This window comes from Salinimicrobium aquimaris (assembly GCF_035607535.1).
Taxonomy (GTDB): Bacteria; Bacteroidota; Bacteroidia; order Flavobacteriales; family Flavobacteriaceae; genus Salinimicrobium.
Map to the genome: position 1 here is coordinate 1 of NZ_JAYDZX010000012.1, position 19,862 is coordinate 19,862.

Below are 19,862 nucleotides of genomic sequence, written 5' to 3' on the forward strand. Positions count from 1 at the left end.
AACAGAGAAGTTAAGCCCGTTAGCGCAGATGGTACTGCTATCTTGTGGGAGAGTATGTCGCCGCCTTTTTTATAGAAAACCCTTACAGCAATGTAAGGGTTTTTTTTTTGATCAAAAATGACGTTTTTGAAAACTTTTCAAAGGGGTCAGGAGAGTCCTGGGTCGCAAAAACTCCCGGGATTGAATCCCGTAGTTTTTCTTTCAACTTCTGCCGCCAAAATTCTTTGTTCTTCTTTAAATTTAAACGAACATTAAATTGTTAAGTTTTACTTATTGTAGTAGCTTTAAGAGCTCTTCATCCGTCTTGATGACTGGCAGAGATTTAAACTTTCTAATTTTCTCTAAGATGTTTAAAATCAAAATTTCGGTATTGTTACTCCTTGTACTCCTAACAAGTAACGCCATGACTCAGGAAAACAGTATAGGTATCTTCAGACAGGGCAATAACCTGGCATCTTCTTATAAATCTGCAATATATAATTCGGAGGATCAAAGTTATATTCTAAGTGCTAAAAGCCTGGATAAACGGGAGCAATCAGGTTCTGTCTATAATGATATAGCAGGAGATTTTATTATCACTGCTAATGTTGATCAATCCAAAATGGCTTTAGAAGGCCGGGCGGGTTTAATGGTTAATCAGTCTCCAGGTAAAAATACTATTCAATTAAAGGCTACAGTTGACGGAAATGGAAGAACCTATTTCCAATGGTCAAATTCTCCTGAGGCTGGTGAGGCCGATAGTAATAAAATTTCAGCCCCCAAATATAATTATGACGTACTTCAGTTGGAACGAAAGGGAAAGACGATTCTTATGAGAGCTGCACATTGGGGGGAGCCTTTGCAGGACATTGGTTCTGTAAAATTGGAAGAACTAGGGGATACGGTAAAGGTGGGGCTATTTATCAATTCACAAAATGGTAACAACAACTATGATCAGGCGAACTTCTGGAATGTAAGGATTGATAAACCTGTATCTGAGAATTATAATCCGGGAAAAGAAGGCTGGATTGGTTGCCGAATGGAGATACTTGATGTGGATAACGGTAAGAGGAGGGTGATCTACGAAAAAGATGATCGTTTTGAGGCTCCAAACTGGATGCCCTCGGGAGACAAACTTTTGTTCAATATGGATGGTTCTTTATTTACAATACCCGTAGAGGGTGGTAAGCCCCAAAAGCTTAATACCGGATTTGCAGATAACCTTAATAACGACCACGGGATTTCCTTTAATGGCGAAATAATTGCGATCAGCCATCATGTGGAGAACAAAGGATCTCTGGTGTATACTGTACCAATTGATGGAGGAACACCAGAGCTTGTAACCCCCGAAGGACCTTCCTATTGGCATGGATGGGCACCAAATAACCAGGAGGTGGTTTATGTGGCAATGAGGAAAGGTAGTTCCGGCTATAATATTTACAAAAAGTCTATTAAAGGTGGTGATGAAGTAGCTTTGACCAATACAAAAGAAGGAGAGCATGTTGATGGCTGCGAGTATTCTCCAGATGGTAAATATATTTATTATAATGGCAGTGCTTCAGGAACTATGCAAATATGGAGAATGAAACCCGACGGTTCTGCCAAGGAGCAGCTCACCTTCGATGCCCGTAACGATTGGTTTCCGCATATTTCGCCAGATGGGAAGTGGATCGCCTATATCTCTTTCCCTTCTACTATTCCGGTAAATGACCATCCCTCGTTTAAAAGAGTGACTTTGAACATAATGCCTACAACGGGAGGTGCACCCCGGGTAATTGCCTATCTCTATGGAGGACAGGGCACTATAAACGTACCGTCGTGGTCACCAGACAGTAAGTATCTGGCGTTTGTTAGCAATTCCGGCAAATGATATTTTTTCAGAATTTGTTTTTCAACCAGAAGCCTAAATATTTGTTCGATCAAGTTTAATAACCACAATTAAATAATTATATAATGAGATTTTTTGTTCTGTTAGTACTTGTATTTTTGAATTTGAATCTATTCGCGCAGAATATACCTGCAAGATGGGATGAATTAACTGCTTCCGATTGGCCTTTAGCTCTTGAGAAGTCAAATAAGACTATTATACTTCCCATTGGAATTCTAGAGAAGCATGGTCCTCATGCTCCTATGGGATCTGACCTTATAAGAGTGAGAGAGCTGGCAAAAATGGCTGCTGAAAAGGAATATGCAGTTATTTTTCCGGATTATTTTTATGGACAGGTGAATGAAGCTAAACACATCCAGGGTACCTTCTCTCTGCCTGTTGACATAACCCTTGATTTGCTTCAGGCCACCTGCGACGAAATAGCAAGAAATGGTTTTGAAAAGATCTTTATTATTAATGGCCATGGGGGAAATCCTCAGTTACTCAGATATTTTGTTCAGACTCAAATGGAGAAGGATAGAGGCTATGCAGTTTTCTTTCACGAACCCGAGATGGGTTCTTCTGTAAGAGATCAGGTATCAAAAATGAGGAAATCAGATCCTGCTACAGATCAACATGGAGGGGAAAATGAAACTTCTATTTTGTTGCATCTAAGACCAGAACTTGTAAAACTGGAAAGAGCAACGGCTGAATCGGGTGAGAATTTAGGCAGGTTGGGAGAGCTCCCCAATGTTTATACTGCAATTTGGTGGTATGCCAATTATCCCCTTCACTATGCAGGTGAAGGTAACGTAGCAACTCCTGAACTTGGGAAGGTAATCACAAATGAAAATGTTCGCTCAATTGTTGAAAGTTTGCGGGCAGTAAAGCAAGATACTACCACCATGTATCTCCAAAAAAGGTATTTCGAAGAAGTCGAAAAAGTTTCCGGGGCCAGATAACTTCAAATTCTTCTACTTTAGGTAACTTCTATGCAATCTGAAAAAAAACTGGAAAGGTATGAGGTATTTCTTGAGAAAAGACTATTCCACCTCATAATTCAAAATATTTACTTCTGAAAGCCTGAAATACCCAAATGGAAAATTGTCCGGATTGGTTTGATTGACAATGTTACCTCGTACAATGCTGGGCTGGGTCTGGAAAGGTCCGCCATTATTGTCACCAGACTGGGATCTTAAAATAAACAGATATTCATAAAATCCTTCAGAAATTCCCTGAATCTCGAATTGCACCAGATCTCCCGGACTGGCATCTTCGTCATTGAAGAAGGCAAAGGTCTGATTTCCGTTAGTGAATTCGTCTGTGTAGATCTGGAGATAGACCTGATCATTCAGGTATCGAAAAAGGTAAAAATTTTCGGTCTCTTCAGGATCTTCATAAAAGATCTTGAACTCATATTCATCTCCCGAAAAACCTCCCAAATCCTGCTCCACAAATTGAAGCTTAGGGGTGGAGGTGAATTGTGCAGTTGCGGTATATAGTTCGTTCTCATAAACTATTTCCAGTTGATAGTTCACATCGGGTTTAGCTACTATTTCGCTGTTTTCATATATTCCTCCACCGGTCTCCTTAAAAATGTATTCTTCACCACTCCCTGTTGTGACTTTGACCATTGCACCACTCACCGCCGGAATTTCCTCTTCAAAATATGGTGCTGTGGTCGACAATTTGATTATTTGCAGGTCCGATTCTGTGTCAGCATTGAATAGAAGGGAAGCTTCTACTACCAGCCTGGGAGCAGATGTTTCCAACTCCACATCCACGACTTCCTCACAGGAAAAGAGAGTGAGAATAACCAGGGCGTATAAAATTTTCCTCATGATCAAAATTTAAAGTTGTAGGTTACCGATGGAACTATTCCAAAGAGAGAAAGTCGAACTGCTTCATTCCGGGAGGTTTCTTGATTCTGTCTAAAGCTTAAAGAGACTGCATTTTTCCGCGCGTATACATTGTAGATCCCAAAGTTCCAGGAAGACCTATAATTGCTTTTTCTGTTTTTGGAAGGTGTGTATGTAGCCGAAATGTCCAATCGATGATAATCCGGTAATCTGTTGCTGTTTCGGGCACTGTAAACCGGAATGATCATATTTTCAAACCTATACTGGCCGCCTGGATATGTTGTTGGTAATCCTGTTTGAAATACAAAATTAGCGTTAAGATCCCATTTTTTGTTTAGCTCATAAGATGCTGTAAAAGATAGATCGTGTGGTTTATCGTAAGCGGTGGCATACCATTGGGAATTATTAATTCCGGGTTCCTGGCTGGTCCTTCCGGGGGTACGTTGTTCAGATCTCGAAAGAGTATAGGCGAACCATCCGGTAAACCTCCCTTTATTTTTCTTTAGTAGTAATTCTGCGCCATAAGCCCTTGCTTCTCCCGTCAGGATGACCTGTTCAATGGCATCATTGGCTATAAGATTAGCACCATCGATGTAGTCGAGCCTATTGCTCAATGTTTTAAAATATCCTTCAACTTCAATCGAAAAATCCTGGTCAAGAAAACTGCGGTAATAGCCAATCGCAACCTGGTCCAGCTTCTGAGGTTCAATATATGTACCACTGGGTGCCCACACGTCAAGTGGAGTAGGAGAACTGGTGTTGGTAATAAGGTGCAGGTACTGGGTCATTCGGTTATAGCTCAGCTTTACACTTTGATCATCATTAAAAGCATAGGCCAGGGCAAATCTTGGTTCCAGGTTTCCAAATGATCGTTCTATCTGGCTTTTGTCAAGATTTTTAACTGCCACAGGATCTGCCTTTTCATAGATTCCAAATCGCTGGTTATAAATAACAGGTTCTTCAGAATACAGGTTGAGTTCTTCCTGTCCCATCCTTAGAAAACTACTATACCTGATGCCGTATTCTGCGTAAAGTTTGTCGGATAGTGAATGTTCTAGGGAAACATATATAGCCGATTCCAAAGCAAATTTCTTAATGAGCTGCCCCGGAATAATTCCTGAAGAATCTGAATTTGGTTCTATCTCTCCCGGGTTAAACTCATGCCAGGTGGTATGAAGACCGTAATCGAGGTTCAGTTTTCTATTGAGGTAGTGATCAAGATCGTACTTAAAATTGACATTTTTGATACCGCTGTTCCAGTTAAAGCCTACAAAATCTAAAGTAAGTCCATAGTAATAATCACTGTAGATGACAGACATATTACTAAAGATGTTCTCCTTTAGAACATTATTCCACCGCAGGTTGAAAACTGAATTTCCATAGACATTATTGAAGCTTTCGGTGATCCTGAACACGTCCCGGCCAAAATATCCGGAAAAAAGAAGAGTGTTCCTGGAGTCGAGCCGGAAAGTTAGTTTGGTATTGAGATCGTAGAAATACGCCGAATTTTCGTTGTCGGTTAACTTTAAAAAGAGATGAGCATAGGAACTTCGGCCTCCAATTAAAAATGAACTTTTGCCCTTTGAAATCGGCCCCTGAGCCAGAAGTCGGCTGGAAATAAGGCCAATTCCGCCGTTGGCTTCAAATTCCCGACTGTTTCCATCCTTTTGGTATATATCCAGGACAGAGGAAACCCTCCCGCCGTAATTGGCAGGAATTCCTCCTTTATAAAGTTTCAGGTTTTTAATGGCATCGGGATTAAAGACCGAGAATAATCCAAAAAGATGACTTGCATTATAAATTGTTGCTTCGTCCAGAAGGATCAAATTTTGATCGGCCGCGCCACCACGAACGTTAAATCCCGAGGAAGCTTCTCCGGCATTGGAAACCCCGGGCAGCAGGAGCAGAGATTTAATGACATCTACTTCACCAAAAACAACAGGCAACTTTTGAATTGTAGAGATCTCCAGCTTATTGACGCTCATCTCGGGCTGCCGAATGTTCAATCTTTCGCTATCGTCAACCACCACAACCTCTTCCAACGCCTGTGCTGCAGGATTAAGCTGAAAATCAAGATTCAGATTCTTTTGGACCTCGACGTTCTGAGAAATTGATTCGTAGCCCAGGTACGAAACTTCCATTCTGTGGCTACCTGCCGGCACCTTAACCGAATAAAAGCCATACTCATTGGTCACTGTTCCTGTCTGTAGTTCCGGAAATATAATATTTACTCCCAGTAAGGTTTCATTATTCTGTGCATCCTTAATGATTCCGTTTATTACAAAACTTTCTTGTGCCTCTAGTTTAACAAAGGACAGTAAAATGCAGAAGAGAATGATTTTTTTCAAAAGTAAGGGTTTTAAGATGCCATTTTTGACACCTAATCAAAGAGCGCTTTCATTACCGTATTTATGCCCTTGAACATAAGATATATGGCTGCGGCCATAGCCAGCAGCGCAAAAATAAGGATAGGAATGAACCAGGCGTGATCCTGGTTTTTAAAGGAACTAAAAAGCACCACCGGCCCTATAAACGAAAGAGGTAATGCACCGGCCAAAAATTTGAGTCCCTTTAGCAGGAGACCTTTATTCGTGTGTTTCATATCCTTCAAAGATACTTATTCCGGTGAAAAATTTTCCCAAGTACCCATTCCTCTCTTAAAAACCTTATTTTCTTATATTTAGAACACCGGTATCCCGCTTTAAGATGGGTGTAAAAAAACTCAGAGATAATATTAATCTGAAATTAACACTTATCAAAGAAAATAATGTTTAATTTTGGGTTAAATTATTTAAACATGGATCAATTCTCCATCAGTCAGCTATCTCAGTTTTCCGGTATCAAACCACATACTATACGTATATGGGAACAGCGATACAACGCCTTAAACCCGCACCGGTCTGAAGGTAATACCCGTTATTATGACGGCTCGCAACTGCGGCGCCTGCTTAACATTGTAAGTTTGTCGGGAACGGGAAATAAAATTTCCCGCCTATGCTCCATGAGTGATGAGGAGCTATTTAAAATGAGGGCAGAATACGAAAAGGATGCAGGTTTAAAAAATGACTATGATTACTTCATCAATCAACTTATTGCCGGTGGGATGAGTTATGATGAAGGCAATTTTGAAAAAACCTTTTCACATTGTCTCCTCCGGTTTGGCCTACAGAGAACTTATGTAGAAATTATCTATCCCTTATTGGATAGGATTGGCCTTATGTGGTCAATAAATAATATTCCCCCTTCACAAGAACATTATATTTCTAATCTTTTGAAGCAGAAAATGTTTACGGCCATTGACTCCCTTCCGCCAATTTCTAATGCTGAAGAAAACTGGTTACTCTTTTTGCCCGAAGATGAATTTCATGAATTAGGTCTGCTATTCTCAAATTATTTTTTGAGAAGTCGGGGCAAAAATGTGATCTATTTAGGCCCCAATGTGCCTTTATCTTCTGTGATACATACCCTTGAAGATGTTTCAATTAGTAACCTATTGCTTTTTATGGTCCATCGCGATCTCCCGGAAAAAGCTCAGGAATATCTTGATCAAATACAGGAGCTGGCAGGGGAACGTAGAGTATTTATTGCAGGCGGTGGTTTGGACAGTGAAATGATAAAGGGAAGAAAAAAAATTGTGCAGTTAAGGTCGGTAGAAGATCTTGATAAGGAACTGAATTCAAATAAGGTCGCCTAAGATGTCAAAAATAGCAATTATAGGAGCAGGTTTTTCTGGATTAAGTGCAGCAGCTTATCTCGGCGATGCGGGTCATGAGGTACACATCTTTGAAAAGAACAGCATTGCGGGTGGCAGGGCACGGCAGTTTACTACATCGAATGGTTATACCTATGACATGGGCCCAAGCTGGTATTGGATGCCCGAAGTTTTCGAAAAGTTCTTTGGAGATTTTGGATATAGAGTGGAGGATCTTTATCAACTCGATCTTCTTGATCCTTCTTTTGATGTTGTTTTTCCAAAAAATGAAAAGCTAAGCGTACCCGAAAATTATGAGAGCTTACGAGAGGTTTTCGAAAATATAGAACCCGGAAGTGCTGCTAAACTTGATAAATTCATGGATGAGGCACAGTACAAATACGAGGAGGGAATGGAAAGACTGGTTTATATGCCCGGGATTTCCCTTACCGAATTTGTAGATTTAAATCTCATTAAAGGAGCATTGCGTCTGCAGGTATTCTCTTCCTTTAGCAAGCACGTACGCAAATATTTTTCCGATCCCCGGCTAATTTCTCTTATGGAATTCCCCGTTTTATTCCTGGGTGCTATGCCGCAGGATACTCCTGCACTTTACAGCCTTATGAACTATGCGGGATTAAAATTGGGTACCTGGTATCCCCAGGGTGGTTTTGGAAGTGTGATCAAAGCAATGGTCAAGGTGGCAAAAGCACAGGGAGTACAAATTCATTTAGATGCGCCGGTGGAAAGGATAATCACCGGCGACAAAGAGGTTAAGGCACTCAAAATTCACGGGGAAGAAATCGAATTCGATGCTGTAATTGCTGCAGCCGATTATCAACATGTGGAGGAAAAGCTGCTTCCGAAAAAATTTCAGAACTACGGTGAGAAGTACTGGGAAAATAAAACCTTTGCCCCATCCTGTTTGATCTATTACCTCGGAATTTCCGAAAGGATTCCCGAACTGGAACACCATACATTATTCTTTGACGAAGATCTTTTTGAACATTCAGTAGAGATATATAAAGATCCAAAATGGCCCGAAAAACCACTTTTCTACGTTTGTTGTCCATCCAGGACAGATGACTCTGTTGCTCCCGAAGGTCACGAAAACCTATTCCTGCTCATGCCTTTAGCACCGGGATTGGAAGATGATGAGGCTGTAAGGGAAAAATTTTTCCAGATCATGATGGGTCGCATCGAAAAACAGATAGGGCGTAGTATTTCAGGTAAGGTCGATTATAAGAAAAGCTATTGTGTCTCCGATTTCATTACAGATTACAACTCTTATAAAGGAAATGCATACGGCCTGGCAAATACACTGCAACAAACTGCAGTGCTCAAGCCAAAGATCAGGAATAAGAAATTAAAAAATCTGTTCTATGCGGGGCAGCTCACAGTTCCGGGTCCGGGAGTACCTCCCTCCCTTATCTCAGGAAAGATCTCGGCAGAACAAGTAATTAAAGAATTAAAAAAGAAGAAGTATGAAGTCACTGTTTGATGATCTGTCGGTACAGGTAAGCCGGCTCACTACACGCTCCTATAGCACCAGTTTTTCACTGGGGATTTACTTTTTGCACGACAGGCTGCGGGATCCTATCTATTCTATTTATGGATTTGTGAGGGTTGCCGATGAGATCGTAGACAGTTTTGAAGGTTTTGATCAGGAGTATTTGCTTAAGAAATTCTGGGCAGACACTTATGAAGCCCTTGATCAGAAAATATCTGCAAATCCCATACTCAATTCCTTTCAGGAAGTGGTGCACGAGTATGATATTGACATAAAACTTATTGATACATTTTTGAAGAGTATGGAAATGGATCTTCAAAAAGTAGATTATACAGATGAAAAATACCAGCAGTACATTTTAGGATCTGCCGAGGTAGTGGGGTTGATGTGTCTCCATGTTTTTACTGAAGGTGACAAAAAATTATTTGAAGAATTGAAACCCTATGCAATGAAGCTGGGGGCTGCCTTTCAAAAAGTGAACTTTTTGAGGGATCTTAAAGATGATTATCATGTACTGGGCAGGACCTACTTCCCGGGTGTCGATATGGAAAATTTTTCGCCTGAAGCAAAGAAACAGATTGAGAAAGAAATTGAAGAAGATTTTGAGGTAGCCCTGCAGGGGATCAAAATGTTGCCGACTTCTTCAAAGGGAGGTGTATATTTGGCCTATGTTTACTATCAATCTTTATTTAAAAAAATAAAGAGATTACCGGCAAAAAGAATACTTTCGGGAAGGATAAGGATCAATAACGGTCGCAAGGTTGGCCTAATGATCAATAGCCTTGTAGAATGTAAAATGAGACTGGTTTGATAAGATTTTTGATCTTCTTTTTTATAGGTACTGCTTTTATGACTGCACAAAATCCGCAGCTGGAAAAGGTCCGGACTCTTTACGGACAGGCTGCCGAGAAAGAGAAGGCGGCCAGGGAACTACTTGTCCTGACGGAACAGAAGAATTCCGATGAGCCGGTGTTGCTGGGTTACAAAGCTGCAGGTCACATGATGATGGCGAAGCATGTGGGGAATCCATTTAAGAAGATGTCCCATTTCAACAAAGGCAAAGATTATTTGAGCAGGGCTATAGAGGCCGATAAGCAGAACCTGGAACTAAGATTTCTTCGTTTTGCCGTGCAGGCCGAGGCTCCGGGCTTCTTAGGCTACCGTGAAAACCTGCAGGAAGATAAGGCACTTCTTTTAAAAGGTGTCGGCCAAATTGAAGATCGTGAACTTCATAAGATGATCCTCAATTACCTAAAGAACTCTAATAGCCTTACTTCCGCCGAAAAAGAAAGATTGGAATAAAAAATTGAAATTCAGTAAATTAGACTGAACCTAAAAATGTATTATGGAAACAGTAGCAATAAATTTACTTATAGTTCTGGCGGCTTTTTTTGCCATGGAAGGAGTTGCATGGTTCACCCATAAATACATCATGCATGGATGGTTGTGGTCCCTTCACAAGGATCATCACAAGAAAGAATCCAAAGGATTTTTTGAGCACAACGATTTCTTCTTCCTCATTTTTGCCATTCCGGGGATCGTGTGTTTATATTTAGGAATGGAAGCCGGCTATAATTTCCTTTTTTGGATAGGCCTGGGAATAACTCTTTATGGAACTGCTTACTTTTTTGTGCATGACATCTTCATTCACCAGCGATTTAAGATACTCCGTAAAGCCGATAACTCCTACTTTAAGGCTATACGCAGAGCACATAAAATGCATCATAAACATATTGGAAAGGAAGACGGGGAGTGTTTTGGGATGCTTTGGGTGCCGATGAAGTACTTTAGAGACCAAAGAAAAACAGCCTGATGCAATACACTTACCTGCTGGTCAACTTCTTTACCATCCTTATTCCCTTTGTATTTTCTTTTCACCCAAAGCTGCAGTTTCACAAGACCTGGAGTTCATTCTTTCCTGCAGTATTCTTTACAGGACTTGTTTTCGTCCTTTGGGATATGCTTTTCACTCATCTTGGGGTTTGGGGATTCAATGACCGCTACCTCACAGGAATAGAAATAGGAAACCTGCCTGTAGAAGAAGTTCTGTTCTTCTTTTGTATTCCCTACGCCTGTGTTTTTACCTTTCATTGTCTTGACCTGTTCATGGGAAAAATAGGAGGTCCAAAAATGCAGAAAATTATTAGCCTTCTCCTATTAATTTTCCTGCTCGTCTTTGGTATCATTTTTTTCTCAAGATCCTATACAGCCACTACTTTCCTAAGTTTCGCTCTCCTTCTTTTATTTGCGGAATTTGTGCTGAAGGTAAACTGGCTCACCCGCTTCTATGTGATCTACGCCATCCTACTCATTCCATTTTTTATCGTCAATGGAATTCTCACCGGAAGCTGGATAGAAGAACAGGTAGTATGGTACAATTCTGAAGAATTTATGAATTTCAGAATAGGGACAATCCCGGTTGAGGATGCTTTTTACGGAGCCGAGTTGATCCTCATGAACCTGTTGATCTATAAATATCTCCTTAACCGGAAGAAAGCTTTTGCGGCGTCCAATCTTAAAACCACAGCATTATGAAAACCCTGCAGATTGCCAATATTGTTGCTTTTATAGCCATGGTTGCCCTAAATTATATTGCCAATACCGGTTTTATTAATGGAGAGACTATGGCATCAGTTTCTGCGGAGTATAACAATCTTTTTACTCCTGCAGGTTATGCATTTTCTATTTGGGGTTTGATCTATCTGGGACTGGCAGTCTTTGTTATTTTCCAGGCAATAAGTGTTCGGGGAAAAAAACTTGTTCCGAAAATAGGCTGGTGGTTTGTTATAAGCTGTTTGTTGAATATGAGTTGGATCTTCGCCTGGTTATTCCATTATATTGATACATCCGTAATTATTATGAGCCTTCTGCTGATTTCACTTTTGATAATTGTGTTCAGGACAAGAATGGAACTCGATGATGAACCGCTTCCGGTCATCGCTTTTTTCTGGTGGCCATTCTCCTTCTATTCGGGTTGGATAAGCGTTGCCTTGATTGCAAATGTTGCAGCTTTTCTCACCTCCATAGACTGGAATGGATTTGGTATTTCAGAAGTTACCTGGACCATTATCATGATCATTGTTGCAGGTATCATAAATGTCACGATTACCTGGACCCGCAACATGAGGGAATTTGCTTTGGTAGGAGCCTGGGGTATAATAGCAGTGGGCATTGCCAATAAAGAAGATGTCAATGTCATCTATTACACTGCCATTGCTGCAGCGGCCGTATTGGTCATTAGCAGCGGGATGCATGGTTACAAAAACCGACATTATTCGCCATGGAGAAAGCTATAGAACAAGACATAGCTATTTTTTGGCTGCGCAGGGATCTACGCCTCTTTGATAACGCTGCTCTCTATCATGCCCTTAAGAGCGGACTCCCGGTGCAGGTTATTTTTATTTTTGATCGGGACATTCTCAGTTCCCTTCCGGATGAAAAAGATCGTCGTGTTGCTTTCATTCACGCTCAATTGGAAAAGTTGAACGCTCAACTTTCTGAATTTGGTGCATCACTCCTCGTGTTACATGATCTTCCAAAAAAGGCATTTGAAAAGCTCATTTTTGAGTATCCTGTTAAACAGGTGTTTACCAACCATGACTACGAACCCTATGCCAGGAGAAGGGACAAAGAAGTACAGGAGCTTTTGGAAGCCAATGAGGTGAGATTTTACACTTTTAAGGACCAGGTAATGTTCGAGAAGGCGGAGGTAATGAAACCCGATGGGACCCCTTACACCGTTTTTACGCCTTATTCGAAAAAGTGGAAGGAAAGACTGCAAAAAGAATCTGTTCCTGAGTTTCCTTCGGAAGATCATCTTTCTAACCTCTTAAAAATGCCAAAAAAACCTGTTCCTTCCCTGAAGGATATAGGTTTTGAAGAAGTAGATCCACAGGTTCCTGACGTCAATCTTTCTGAAGGGCTGATCAAACAGTATCATAAGAACAGAGATTTCCCTTACACCGAAGGCACCAGCAGGGCCGGAATTCACCTTAGATTTGGAACTGTAAGTGTTCGGCGGCTGGTGAAGCAGGCACTTAAGCAAAATGAAACCTGGCTGAATGAATTGATCTGGAGGGAATTTTTTATGATGATCCTGTACCATTTTCCGCATGTGGAGCATGAGAATTTCCGTAGAAAGTATGATCGAATAGAATGGCGGAATAACGAAAAGGAATTTGAGTTGTGGTGCAGGGGAGAGACGGGATATCCTCTGGTTGATGCCGGAATGCGCCAACTTAATGAGACAGGCTGGATGCACAACAGGGTACGAATGCTTGTTGCCGGATTTTTATGTAAACATCTCTTGATTGACTGGCGGTGGGGTGAAGCCTATTTCGCCCAGAAACTTCTGGATTATGAACTTGCTTCCAATAACGGCAATTGGCAGTGGGCTGCCGGTACGGGATGTGATTCGGCACCATATTTCAGGATCTTCAATCCTGAATCTCAGCTTAAAAAATTTGATCCAAAGCTGGAATATGTAAAGACCTGGATAAAAGACTTTCGAGCAGGTTATTTGGAACCTATTGTTGACCATAAGTTTGGTAGGGCAAGAGCACTGGAAATTTATAAAAAGGCGCTCAATTAAATTAAAGCACCAAATTCCAAAAATGAATACACCGGAAGTTAAGATTCCTTTGTCATTAAGAGCTAGCTTTTGTGAAGCGAAGAATCTTTAAGAGGGCAGGATTTTAACTGAAGATGGATTCCTCCTTCGTCGGGATGATAACATTTAAAGCACTAGTTTACAAGCACCAAATTCCAAAACGTCTCATTGACAATATAAAATTTGAAAATGATCTTTAGGTGCCCATAATAGTTTAGTTCCTGAATCAACTACCGTCTAACGACTAAAGACATTAAAGAATTCCTCTTTTCTTGATCTCCAGGTATTTGTTGATGGTGTTGACCGTGAGCTCTTCGGGGCGGGTGAGGATGGTTTGAATGCCGTACTTCTGAAGTTCTTTTGCCATTAATCTCTTGTCATAGCTGAATTGTTCAGCGATAGTTTGATCAAAGACCTCCGAAGCTTTTTCAGCCTTTGCTGAAATTAGATCTTCCAACTCGGTGTTTTCAAAGAAGATAACCACGAGCAGGTGTTTTTTTGCAAGGGCAAGCAGATAAGGCAGTTGCCGGTGTAGCGCACTCAAATGCTCAAAGTTGGTGTAAAGAAGTAAAAGACTCCGCTGCGGCAGCCGGCGATTCACATGAGTGTACAAAAGTCCAAAATCTGAATCTCTAAACCTGGTGTCGACATTATAAAGGGACTCCAAAATAAGGTTCAAATGTGCCTTTTTTGAACTTGCAGGCAGCATCTTTTCCATTTTATTGGAGAATGTTACAAGGCCTGCTTTGTCTTTCTTTTTAAGGGCTATATTGGAAAATGCGAGAGAGCTGTTGATCGCATAGTCCAGCAACTTCAAACCATTAAAAGGCATCTTCATCGTCCTTCCCATATCAATGACAGAATATACCGGCTGTGACCGTTCGTCCTGGTATTGATTTACCATGAGGTCTCCCTGCTTGGCAGTAGCTTTCCAGTTGATGCTGCGCACATCATCACCTAATACATAGTCCTTGATCTGCTCGAACTCCATTGTGTGCCCAATCTTCCTGATCTTCTTGAGCCCCGGCTGAGAGATCTTTCGATCTATAGCCATGAAATCATATTTTTTCATCTGGATAAAAGACGGATAGACTTTTACCATTTGCTCCTTTCCAAATTTCTTTCGGCGTCTCACTAACTGCAGTGGTGTAGAAGCAAAGACATTGAGATTTCCGAAGTAATATTCTCCACGTTCCACCGGCCGCAGGGAATAATCGAAAGCCGAAGAAGATCTCGCCGGAATTTTTAACAGGCGTGAAAAATCCCTTTTTTGGAACTGTATTGGGATCTCATCTATAACTTCGATCCGGGTTTTAAAACTGTAGTTATTCCGCAGTAAAACTTCTACAGGATTTTCGTCACTATTGGAAAATTTCTCGGGCAGGATCCTTTCCGCAGTTATTCCGGAGGATTTAAAGAGTGCCAAAATGTCGGCTAATGTTATGAGGAAAAAAAACAGCGTTATGATCCAGAGAACCGGGTAGAGCCATTTAAACCAGTACGAAAACAGGAATCCTGCTGCCAGGGTGAAAACGATCACAAAGAAGCGCTGGTGCAGGTACAATGACTTAAGGAACTTGATCAATTTATCTTGGAATTTCTACAGAATTTGTGATCATATCAATAACGCTGGATGTGGTACTGCCTTCCATCTCACGTTCGGGAGAAAGGATGATTCGGTGACCCAGCACTGGTTCCAATACTTTCTTAATGTCTTCGGGAATTACAAAATCCCGGCCTTCAACAGCGGCAACTGCTTTTGAAGCATTCATCACCGCAATAGAGGCCCGTGGAGATGCCCCCAGGTACAAATGCGGATGGTTCCTGGTCCTGGTCACAATTTCGGCGATGTAGGTAAGCAATTTCTTTTCGATCCTGATTCCCTGGATCTGAGCTCTCAGAACTTTTAGTTTTTCAGGATCCAGAACAGCCTGGATTTTATTTTGAGGTGCTACTCCTTGCCTGTCATGATGCGTCTGTAGGATCTTCACCTCTTCGTCCATCCCTGGATAATCCACCTTTATTTTAAACAGGAATCGGTCCAGCTGAGCTTCGGGAAGGGCATAGGTTCCTTCCTGCTCAATAGGATTTTGGGTTGCAATGACCATAAAAGGAGGAGGCATGCTGTGGCGTTTTCCATCAATGGTGATTTGCCGTTCTTCCATGACCTCAAAAAGTGCAGCCTGGGTTTTTGCAGGAGCTCTGTTGATCTCATCGATCAAAACGATATTGGAGAAGATAGGACCCGGCTTGAACTCAAAATCGGAAGTCTTTGCGTTGAGCACCGAAGTTCCCAGCACGTCACTCGGCATAAGATCTGGGGTGAATTGAATTCGGCTAAAGCCGGTCTTCAGGGTTTTGGCAAAAAGCTTGGCAGTGATCGTTTTGGCAACCCCCGGCACCCCTTCAATTAGCACATGCCCATCGGCCAACAAACCAATGATCAAAAGATCTATAAATCTTTGCTGTCCAATTATTATTTCTGAAAGCTGAGACTTTAAACTTTCCACAGCCGACTTAAGTTCCTCAAGAGGAATACGGTTCTCAAAAGTGATCTCTTCGTTCCTTGTTTCTTCGTTTTCCATTTACTTCTTTTTAAAAGCCGAAATGGCCCTGTTTAAATCTAACAGTTCCTCTTTTGTTACCGAGTCCTGTTTTTTAATTCGTTCCATGAGCTGCCATAAACTCTCCACCTCTTCCTTATCGTTGTCGCTCATCCCTGCAAGTCGATCATAGAAATTTTGATCTGGTTCTTGTGTAGAGATGCGGTAATGGGATCGCACATAATCCAAAAATAAAGCAATCTTTTTGGATGCAATGCCTTTATAGTCTTTCCTGTCCAGATACAATCCGGCAATCGTACGCGTAAAGTCAAGAGTTTGATTCCGCAATGGCTCTACCACAGGAATACTTCTTTGCTTGCGTTTACCTTCAAATATAATAAACAGTACACTGCCAATGATCACGAAGTAATACGCCCATTTTAGAGGTTTACTGTTCAGGATCACGAACAGGGGAGAGGTGTGAAAAGTTTTTCCTGTCTTGTAATGCTGGTCCCAAAAAAGCGTTTTTTGAGCAGGGAGATAAGCAAGCACTTTTTCGGCGTACTCTGCATTATTTTCCTGCAACAGAAAATAATTGCTGAAAGCTTTTGGAGTAGAATGCAGGTATACCATTCCCTTTCCAACAGTATCTCTCAAAAAATTGATTTTGGGAGCATTTATTTTAGCGGAATCCTGCTGAAGACGGGTTACCCCCAGCACTTTTTTGGGAAGAGAATCGGGGAAGGTAAAAACGTTCTGGTAAGTTTCTTTGTCAAAGAGGTACGGCTCAGAACTCGCCAGTTTTGGATCACTTAGGTTCAACAAGGGCTTTGAAGAAATGCCGTGTTTGGGAGCCAGAGTTTCCATCTTAAGATCCAGGGTGTCGAGCAGGTTTTCACTAAAGTTTTCGGCGATAAAAAAAGCAGTATTTCCTTTGGCTACCCAGGCAAAAATTTTTTTCAGCTCATTGTTGTCTATTGTCAGATAATTGTTGAGAAAAAAATAAGTTCCGGTAAGGGTAGTATCCTGTAAAAATTCAAATGGCGGCTTGTGGACTTCCTGTAACTCCAGGTCCTGTTCCTTCAGGTTCTCAAAAAGGACCCGGGTGCCAAGGGGAATTTTATCCAAAGCAGAATAGCTGGGGCTCCAGTTGATCTCCTGCGGTTCATTTGCCTCCACCCAGGTGAGAAAGGCCAGCAGCAGTACCAGCAGCGCGAGTGTGATCTTATAGGCTTTGCTCATGCTGCGGCTGAATTAAATTTTCGGATTTGCCAAATTCATTTTTGATCTTCTGATAATCGGTAGCATTGGGAGCAAAATCTCCATACCAAACATAGTCATAGATGCGGCTTATCTTTTTGAAAATACCCTGAAGTTTCGGATCCTTAATCTCCAGTACATACTCCTCATCGGTCTTGGCAGGATCATATACCACGATCTCATTCTGAGATAGCTGCTGAAGTAGATAAAGAAAATGATACCGAACGGCCAGCCGGTAATTTTCAGATGCTACGGCTTTTTCTATCAGTTTTTTAATATCCCTGGTCTTTATGATCTTTTCTTCTTCCGTAAAATGAATCTCTCCGCTATCCGGGGTTCCAAAAATGTAATTTCCGGGGTTGATTTTTCCGAAGAGATAGAGAGTGAAAGCCAGCAACAATCCCAGCAGCAGGTATGGCAAAACATCAAGAAAAATGGCAAGCAGGAGAGGAGCTTCGTAGTCACCAAACATCCAATCGAGAAAACGCTGCCACTGTAGCCTTATGTAGCGCTTGAACTGTGCCCACCAGTGATCTTCGGCTTTAGCTTCGGAATAATCATAATCTGGATCTTCTTTGAAACGCTCAATGGTCTCTTCAGAAAAATCAAGTGGTGTCAATTCTTCTTCCGCAGTTTGTAAAGGGAAATTCAGTTCCCCGGCAGAAACCGTAAGACTGATACCAAGTACAAAAAAGAGGAAGAATTTTATCATTTTTAAGACCCCAGATTTGAGATGCGTTCATAGGTGCCTGTGGCATTCTTCTTTTCATCCAGGTGGTAGTAAATAAAGGCCGAAGCCACAACTCCTATCACAGAAAGCAGATATTGGAAAACGGAAGAAACGGTGTTGAAAAAGACGTAAACCCAGTCGATAAGATCGGCAGGATTTGCCACACTGCCTTCATGTGATACTGTTATTGCTTTTATAAAAAAGTAGATCATTAATGGAAACTGGAAGATCATGCCGATAATGTATACCAGCAGTGTGATTACGAAAAGTGTGAAAAAGGTCATCCACCAGTTGTCTTTTACAAGATTGAAAACATAGCTTATAGAATCTGCTACAGAGGTGCGGGCAAAGATCATCATTGCCGGTGCCAGAGACAGAGGCACCCATACATAAGTTCCCGGCAGGACACAGAGCAACAATCCAAAAACAGTTATTATTCCAACAAGCAGCATGAGACCCAGCATTTTGCCAAAGTCGTTCTTTACGCCGCGGAAAACTTCTGTATGGTCTACCACTCCCGCATTCCCGATATAGCTCTTTATATAGTGAAGTACCGTATTGTAAAGTAGAACATAAAATGCGACAAGGGAAGAGAAAAGAATGAATACGGCGATGAAGAACATATCAATATTCTGTTCGGACGTGTCATTAAAAAAAGGATTGGATGTAAAGTCCATTCCCAGATAGGAATAGTAGCCAATCGCAAAAATAAGGATTACGAAAACCGGACCTGTGATCTTGAAGATGTCTTTAAAAAGGGGTTTAAAATTTTGTCTTAGAAATTTAAAGGTATCGGTTATGATATCTCCCAGCTCGCGCTGCTTTCGGAATTCAATTGGTTGGGACATTTAGCTGTTGTCTGTGTAAAATGATTGGATAAAAAACGTAGTAAAATAATATGATTCCTAGGGAAGCGGTGATGATAAGGATCGCCAGCCAGTCGGGCATTTCTGTGTGCCGGGTGACAAAACCTTCGAGAAATCCTGCAATTATAAAAAACGGCACGGTGCTGATCACGATCTTTAACCCGGCTTTTACTCCCCGAACAAAGGAGGTGAGTCGTGTAAAGGTGCCGGGGAAAAGAATCCCTTTGCCTACCACCAGGCCTGCGCACGCAGCAACAATGATCACCGAGATCTCGATGGTTCCATGGATCCAGATAGTTCTTACCGACTCCCACAACAAGCCTTTCTCATAGAAAAAATACTGAAAGGAACCGAGCATGATCGCATTCTGCATGATAATGAACAGGGTTCCCAAACCGCCAAAAATTCCAAAAACAAAGGCCATAAGCGCCACTCTCACGTTATTAATGGTGATTCCCAGAAACATCTCCATCTCTCCCATTTTCTTATAGACCGCCATGGGATCGTCGTTTGCAATATTGTCCAAAGTCATGTTGACATAGGCGTCGCCAAGAATAGAACGCACAAATGCTCCGTCACTTGCTGCGGAAAAAGTACCTGCGGCAACAAATAGGGCGAATACCAGAAAAGCCAGTAGCAATTGCTTTTGGTACTGGAAAAATTCCCTTGGAAATTCTTCAGTGAAAAAAGTGATAAACCTGTTTCGTGGCTCCTTTTTGTTGCGGTAGATCTTTTGATGGGCCCGGGAAGCCAGGCTATTAAGGTAATGCAGGGTATTGCTCTTTGGATAAAAGGTCTGGGCGTAGCTAAGATGATCTGTCACCTCAAGATACAGGGCAGATAGCTCACCCGGAGAAAGAAGTGCATTATTTTGCAGGGCGCTTTCAAATCTTTGCCATTTATCCTTATTTTGCTTTACAAAAGCAGCCTCGCGCATTCTTTGCTAGT

General features: G+C 41.5%; 19 protein-coding genes. 10 read left to right on the plus strand and 9 right to left on the minus strand.

The window, feature by feature from the left end:
- Positions 1-346 precede the first annotated feature (346 nt).
- Both VR862_RS11580 and VR862_RS11585 read left to right on the plus strand, forming a co-directional pair.
- On the plus strand, positions 347-1,849 hold the full coding sequence (locus VR862_RS11580; RefSeq protein ID WP_324721138.1) for a TolB family protein: 1,503 nt from the start codon (positions 347-349) through the stop codon (positions 1,847-1,849).
- An 83-nt stretch (positions 1,850-1,932) separates the two neighbouring features.
- Positions 1,933-2,808, plus strand: a complete 876-nt coding sequence (locus VR862_RS11585; RefSeq protein ID WP_324721139.1) for a creatininase family protein — start codon at positions 1,933-1,935, stop codon at positions 2,806-2,808.
- Positions 2,809-2,889: 81 nt separating this feature from the next.
- Here the strand turns inward: VR862_RS11585 and VR862_RS11590 are convergent, their stop codons facing one another.
- From VR862_RS11590 to VR862_RS11600, 3 genes are read right to left on the minus strand one after another with little or no spacing between them, the layout of a single operon-like run.
- On the minus strand, positions 2,890-3,687 hold the full coding sequence (locus tag VR862_RS11590; protein WP_324721140.1) for a DUF4249 domain-containing protein: 798 nt from the start codon (positions 3,685-3,687) through the stop codon (positions 2,890-2,892).
- 2 nt (positions 3,688-3,689) lie between these two features.
- Positions 3,690-6,053, minus strand: coding sequence for a TonB-dependent receptor (locus tag VR862_RS11595; protein WP_416384499.1), 2,364 nt, complete (start codon positions 6,051-6,053; stop codon positions 3,690-3,692).
- A 32-nt stretch (positions 6,054-6,085) separates the two neighbouring features.
- The gene (locus tag VR862_RS11600; protein ID WP_324721141.1) at positions 6,086-6,307 is read right to left on the minus strand and encodes a DUF6095 family protein; all 222 of its coding nucleotides are present in this window, start codon (positions 6,305-6,307) and stop codon (positions 6,086-6,088) included.
- 195 nt (positions 6,308-6,502) lie between these two features.
- On the opposite strand from VR862_RS11600, the gene VR862_RS11605 reads away from it, so the two are divergent.
- Genes VR862_RS11605 through VR862_RS11640 form a run of 8 tightly spaced genes read left to right on the plus strand, consistent with a single transcriptional unit; the run spans position 6,503 to position 13,497 of the window.
- Positions 6,503-7,399 carry a MerR family transcriptional regulator gene (locus VR862_RS11605; RefSeq protein ID WP_324721142.1) on the plus strand — a complete coding sequence of 299 codons (897 nt, stop codon included), beginning with the start codon at positions 6,503-6,505 and terminating at the stop codon, positions 7,397-7,399.
- A gap of 1 nt (position 7,400) precedes the next feature.
- Positions 7,401-8,897: a bifunctional phytoene desaturase/3,4-desaturase gene (gene crtID, locus VR862_RS11610; protein ID WP_324721143.1), complete on the plus strand. Its 1,497-nt coding sequence runs from the start codon at positions 7,401-7,403 to the stop codon at positions 8,895-8,897.
- Complete coding sequence (locus tag VR862_RS11615; RefSeq protein WP_324721144.1) at positions 8,881-9,717, plus strand: phytoene/squalene synthase family protein; 837 nt, start codon at positions 8,881-8,883, stop codon at positions 9,715-9,717. The genes crtID and VR862_RS11615 overlap by 17 nt, the downstream gene beginning before the upstream one ends.
- Positions 9,714-10,208, plus strand: coding sequence for a hypothetical protein (locus tag VR862_RS11620; protein ID WP_324721145.1), 495 nt, complete (start codon positions 9,714-9,716; stop codon positions 10,206-10,208). Before VR862_RS11615 ends, VR862_RS11620 begins: the two co-directional genes overlap by 4 nt.
- A 43-nt stretch (positions 10,209-10,251) precedes the next feature.
- Positions 10,252-10,719, plus strand: a complete 468-nt coding sequence (locus VR862_RS11625; protein WP_324721146.1) for a sterol desaturase family protein — start codon at positions 10,252-10,254, stop codon at positions 10,717-10,719.
- On the plus strand, positions 10,719-11,441 hold the full coding sequence (locus VR862_RS11630; RefSeq protein ID WP_324721147.1) for a lycopene cyclase domain-containing protein: 723 nt from the start codon (positions 10,719-10,721) through the stop codon (positions 11,439-11,441). Before VR862_RS11625 ends, VR862_RS11630 begins: the two co-directional genes overlap by 1 nt.
- Positions 11,438-12,202, plus strand: coding sequence for a TspO-related membrane protein (locus VR862_RS11635; protein ID WP_324721148.1), 765 nt, complete (start codon positions 11,438-11,440; stop codon positions 12,200-12,202). The genes VR862_RS11630 and VR862_RS11635 overlap by 4 nt, the downstream gene beginning before the upstream one ends.
- On the plus strand, positions 12,187-13,497 hold the full coding sequence (locus VR862_RS11640) for a cryptochrome/photolyase family protein (protein ID WP_324721149.1): 1,311 nt from the start codon (positions 12,187-12,189) through the stop codon (positions 13,495-13,497). Before VR862_RS11635 ends, VR862_RS11640 begins: the two co-directional genes overlap by 16 nt.
- A 271-nt stretch (positions 13,498-13,768) precedes the next feature.
- On the opposite strand, the gene VR862_RS11645 is transcribed toward VR862_RS11640, so the two are convergent.
- Genes VR862_RS11645 through VR862_RS11670 form a run of 6 tightly spaced genes read right to left on the minus strand, consistent with a single transcriptional unit; the run spans position 13,769 to position 19,851 of the window.
- The gene (locus VR862_RS11645; protein ID WP_324721318.1) at positions 13,769-15,097 is read right to left on the minus strand and encodes a DUF58 domain-containing protein; all 1,329 of its coding nucleotides are present in this window, start codon (positions 15,095-15,097) and stop codon (positions 13,769-13,771) included.
- 4 nt (positions 15,098-15,101) lie between these two features.
- On the minus strand, positions 15,102-16,100 hold the full coding sequence (locus tag VR862_RS11650) for an AAA family ATPase (protein ID WP_324721150.1): 999 nt from the start codon (positions 16,098-16,100) through the stop codon (positions 15,102-15,104).
- Complete coding sequence (locus VR862_RS11655) at positions 16,101-17,300, minus strand: DUF4350 domain-containing protein (protein WP_324721151.1); 1,200 nt, start codon at positions 17,298-17,300, stop codon at positions 16,101-16,103.
- The gene (locus VR862_RS11660) at positions 17,284-18,030 is read right to left on the minus strand and encodes a DUF4129 domain-containing protein (RefSeq protein WP_324721152.1); all 747 of its coding nucleotides are present in this window, start codon (positions 18,028-18,030) and stop codon (positions 17,284-17,286) included. The genes VR862_RS11655 and VR862_RS11660 overlap by 17 nt, the downstream gene beginning before the upstream one ends.
- A 2-nt stretch (positions 18,031-18,032) precedes the next feature.
- Positions 18,033-18,896: a YciC family protein gene (locus VR862_RS11665; protein ID WP_324721153.1), complete on the minus strand. Its 864-nt coding sequence runs from the start codon at positions 18,894-18,896 to the stop codon at positions 18,033-18,035.
- On the minus strand, positions 18,880-19,851 hold the full coding sequence (locus tag VR862_RS11670) for a stage II sporulation protein M (RefSeq protein WP_324721154.1): 972 nt from the start codon (positions 19,849-19,851) through the stop codon (positions 18,880-18,882). Before VR862_RS11670 ends, VR862_RS11665 begins: the two co-directional genes overlap by 17 nt.
- Positions 19,852-19,862 lie beyond the last annotated feature (11 nt).

What these genes read in the sequence shown, in the direction of transcription:
- VR862_RS11580 (WP_324721138.1), top strand. Translation starts at nt 347, where the DNA reads ATGTTTAAAATCAAAATTTCGGTATTGTTACTCCTTGTACTCCTAACA.
- VR862_RS11585 (WP_324721139.1), top strand. Translation starts at nt 1,933, where the DNA reads ATGAGATTTTTTGTTCTGTTAGTACTTGTATTTTTGAATTTGAATCTA.
- VR862_RS11590 (WP_324721140.1), bottom strand. Translation starts at nt 3,687, where the DNA reads ATGAGGAAAATTTTATACGCCCTGGTTATTCTCACTCTCTTTTCCTGT.
- VR862_RS11600 (WP_324721141.1), bottom strand. Translation starts at nt 6,307, where the DNA reads ATGAAACACACGAATAAAGGTCTCCTGCTAAAGGGACTCAAATTTTTG.
- VR862_RS11605 (WP_324721142.1), top strand. Translation starts at nt 6,503, where the DNA reads ATGGATCAATTCTCCATCAGTCAGCTATCTCAGTTTTCCGGTATCAAA.
- crtID (WP_324721143.1), top strand. Translation starts at nt 7,401, where the DNA reads ATGTCAAAAATAGCAATTATAGGAGCAGGTTTTTCTGGATTAAGTGCA.
- VR862_RS11615 (WP_324721144.1), top strand. Translation starts at nt 8,881, where the DNA reads ATGAAGTCACTGTTTGATGATCTGTCGGTACAGGTAAGCCGGCTCACT.
- VR862_RS11625 (WP_324721146.1), top strand. Translation starts at nt 10,252, where the DNA reads ATGGAAACAGTAGCAATAAATTTACTTATAGTTCTGGCGGCTTTTTTT.
- VR862_RS11630 (WP_324721147.1), top strand. Translation starts at nt 10,719, where the DNA reads ATGCAATACACTTACCTGCTGGTCAACTTCTTTACCATCCTTATTCCC.
- VR862_RS11635 (WP_324721148.1), top strand. Translation starts at nt 11,438, where the DNA reads ATGAAAACCCTGCAGATTGCCAATATTGTTGCTTTTATAGCCATGGTT.
- VR862_RS11640 (WP_324721149.1), top strand. Translation starts at nt 12,187, where the DNA reads ATGGAGAAAGCTATAGAACAAGACATAGCTATTTTTTGGCTGCGCAGG.
- VR862_RS11650 (WP_324721150.1), bottom strand. Translation starts at nt 16,100, where the DNA reads ATGGAAAACGAAGAAACAAGGAACGAAGAGATCACTTTTGAGAACCGT.
- VR862_RS11655 (WP_324721151.1), bottom strand. Translation starts at nt 17,300, where the DNA reads ATGAGCAAAGCCTATAAGATCACACTCGCGCTGCTGGTACTGCTGCTG.
- VR862_RS11660 (WP_324721152.1), bottom strand. Translation starts at nt 18,030, where the DNA reads ATGATAAAATTCTTCCTCTTTTTTGTACTTGGTATCAGTCTTACGGTT.
- VR862_RS11665 (WP_324721153.1), bottom strand. Translation starts at nt 18,896, where the DNA reads ATGTCCCAACCAATTGAATTCCGAAAGCAGCGCGAGCTGGGAGATATC.
- VR862_RS11670 (WP_324721154.1), bottom strand. Translation starts at nt 19,851, where the DNA reads ATGCGCGAGGCTGCTTTTGTAAAGCAAAATAAGGATAAATGGCAAAGA.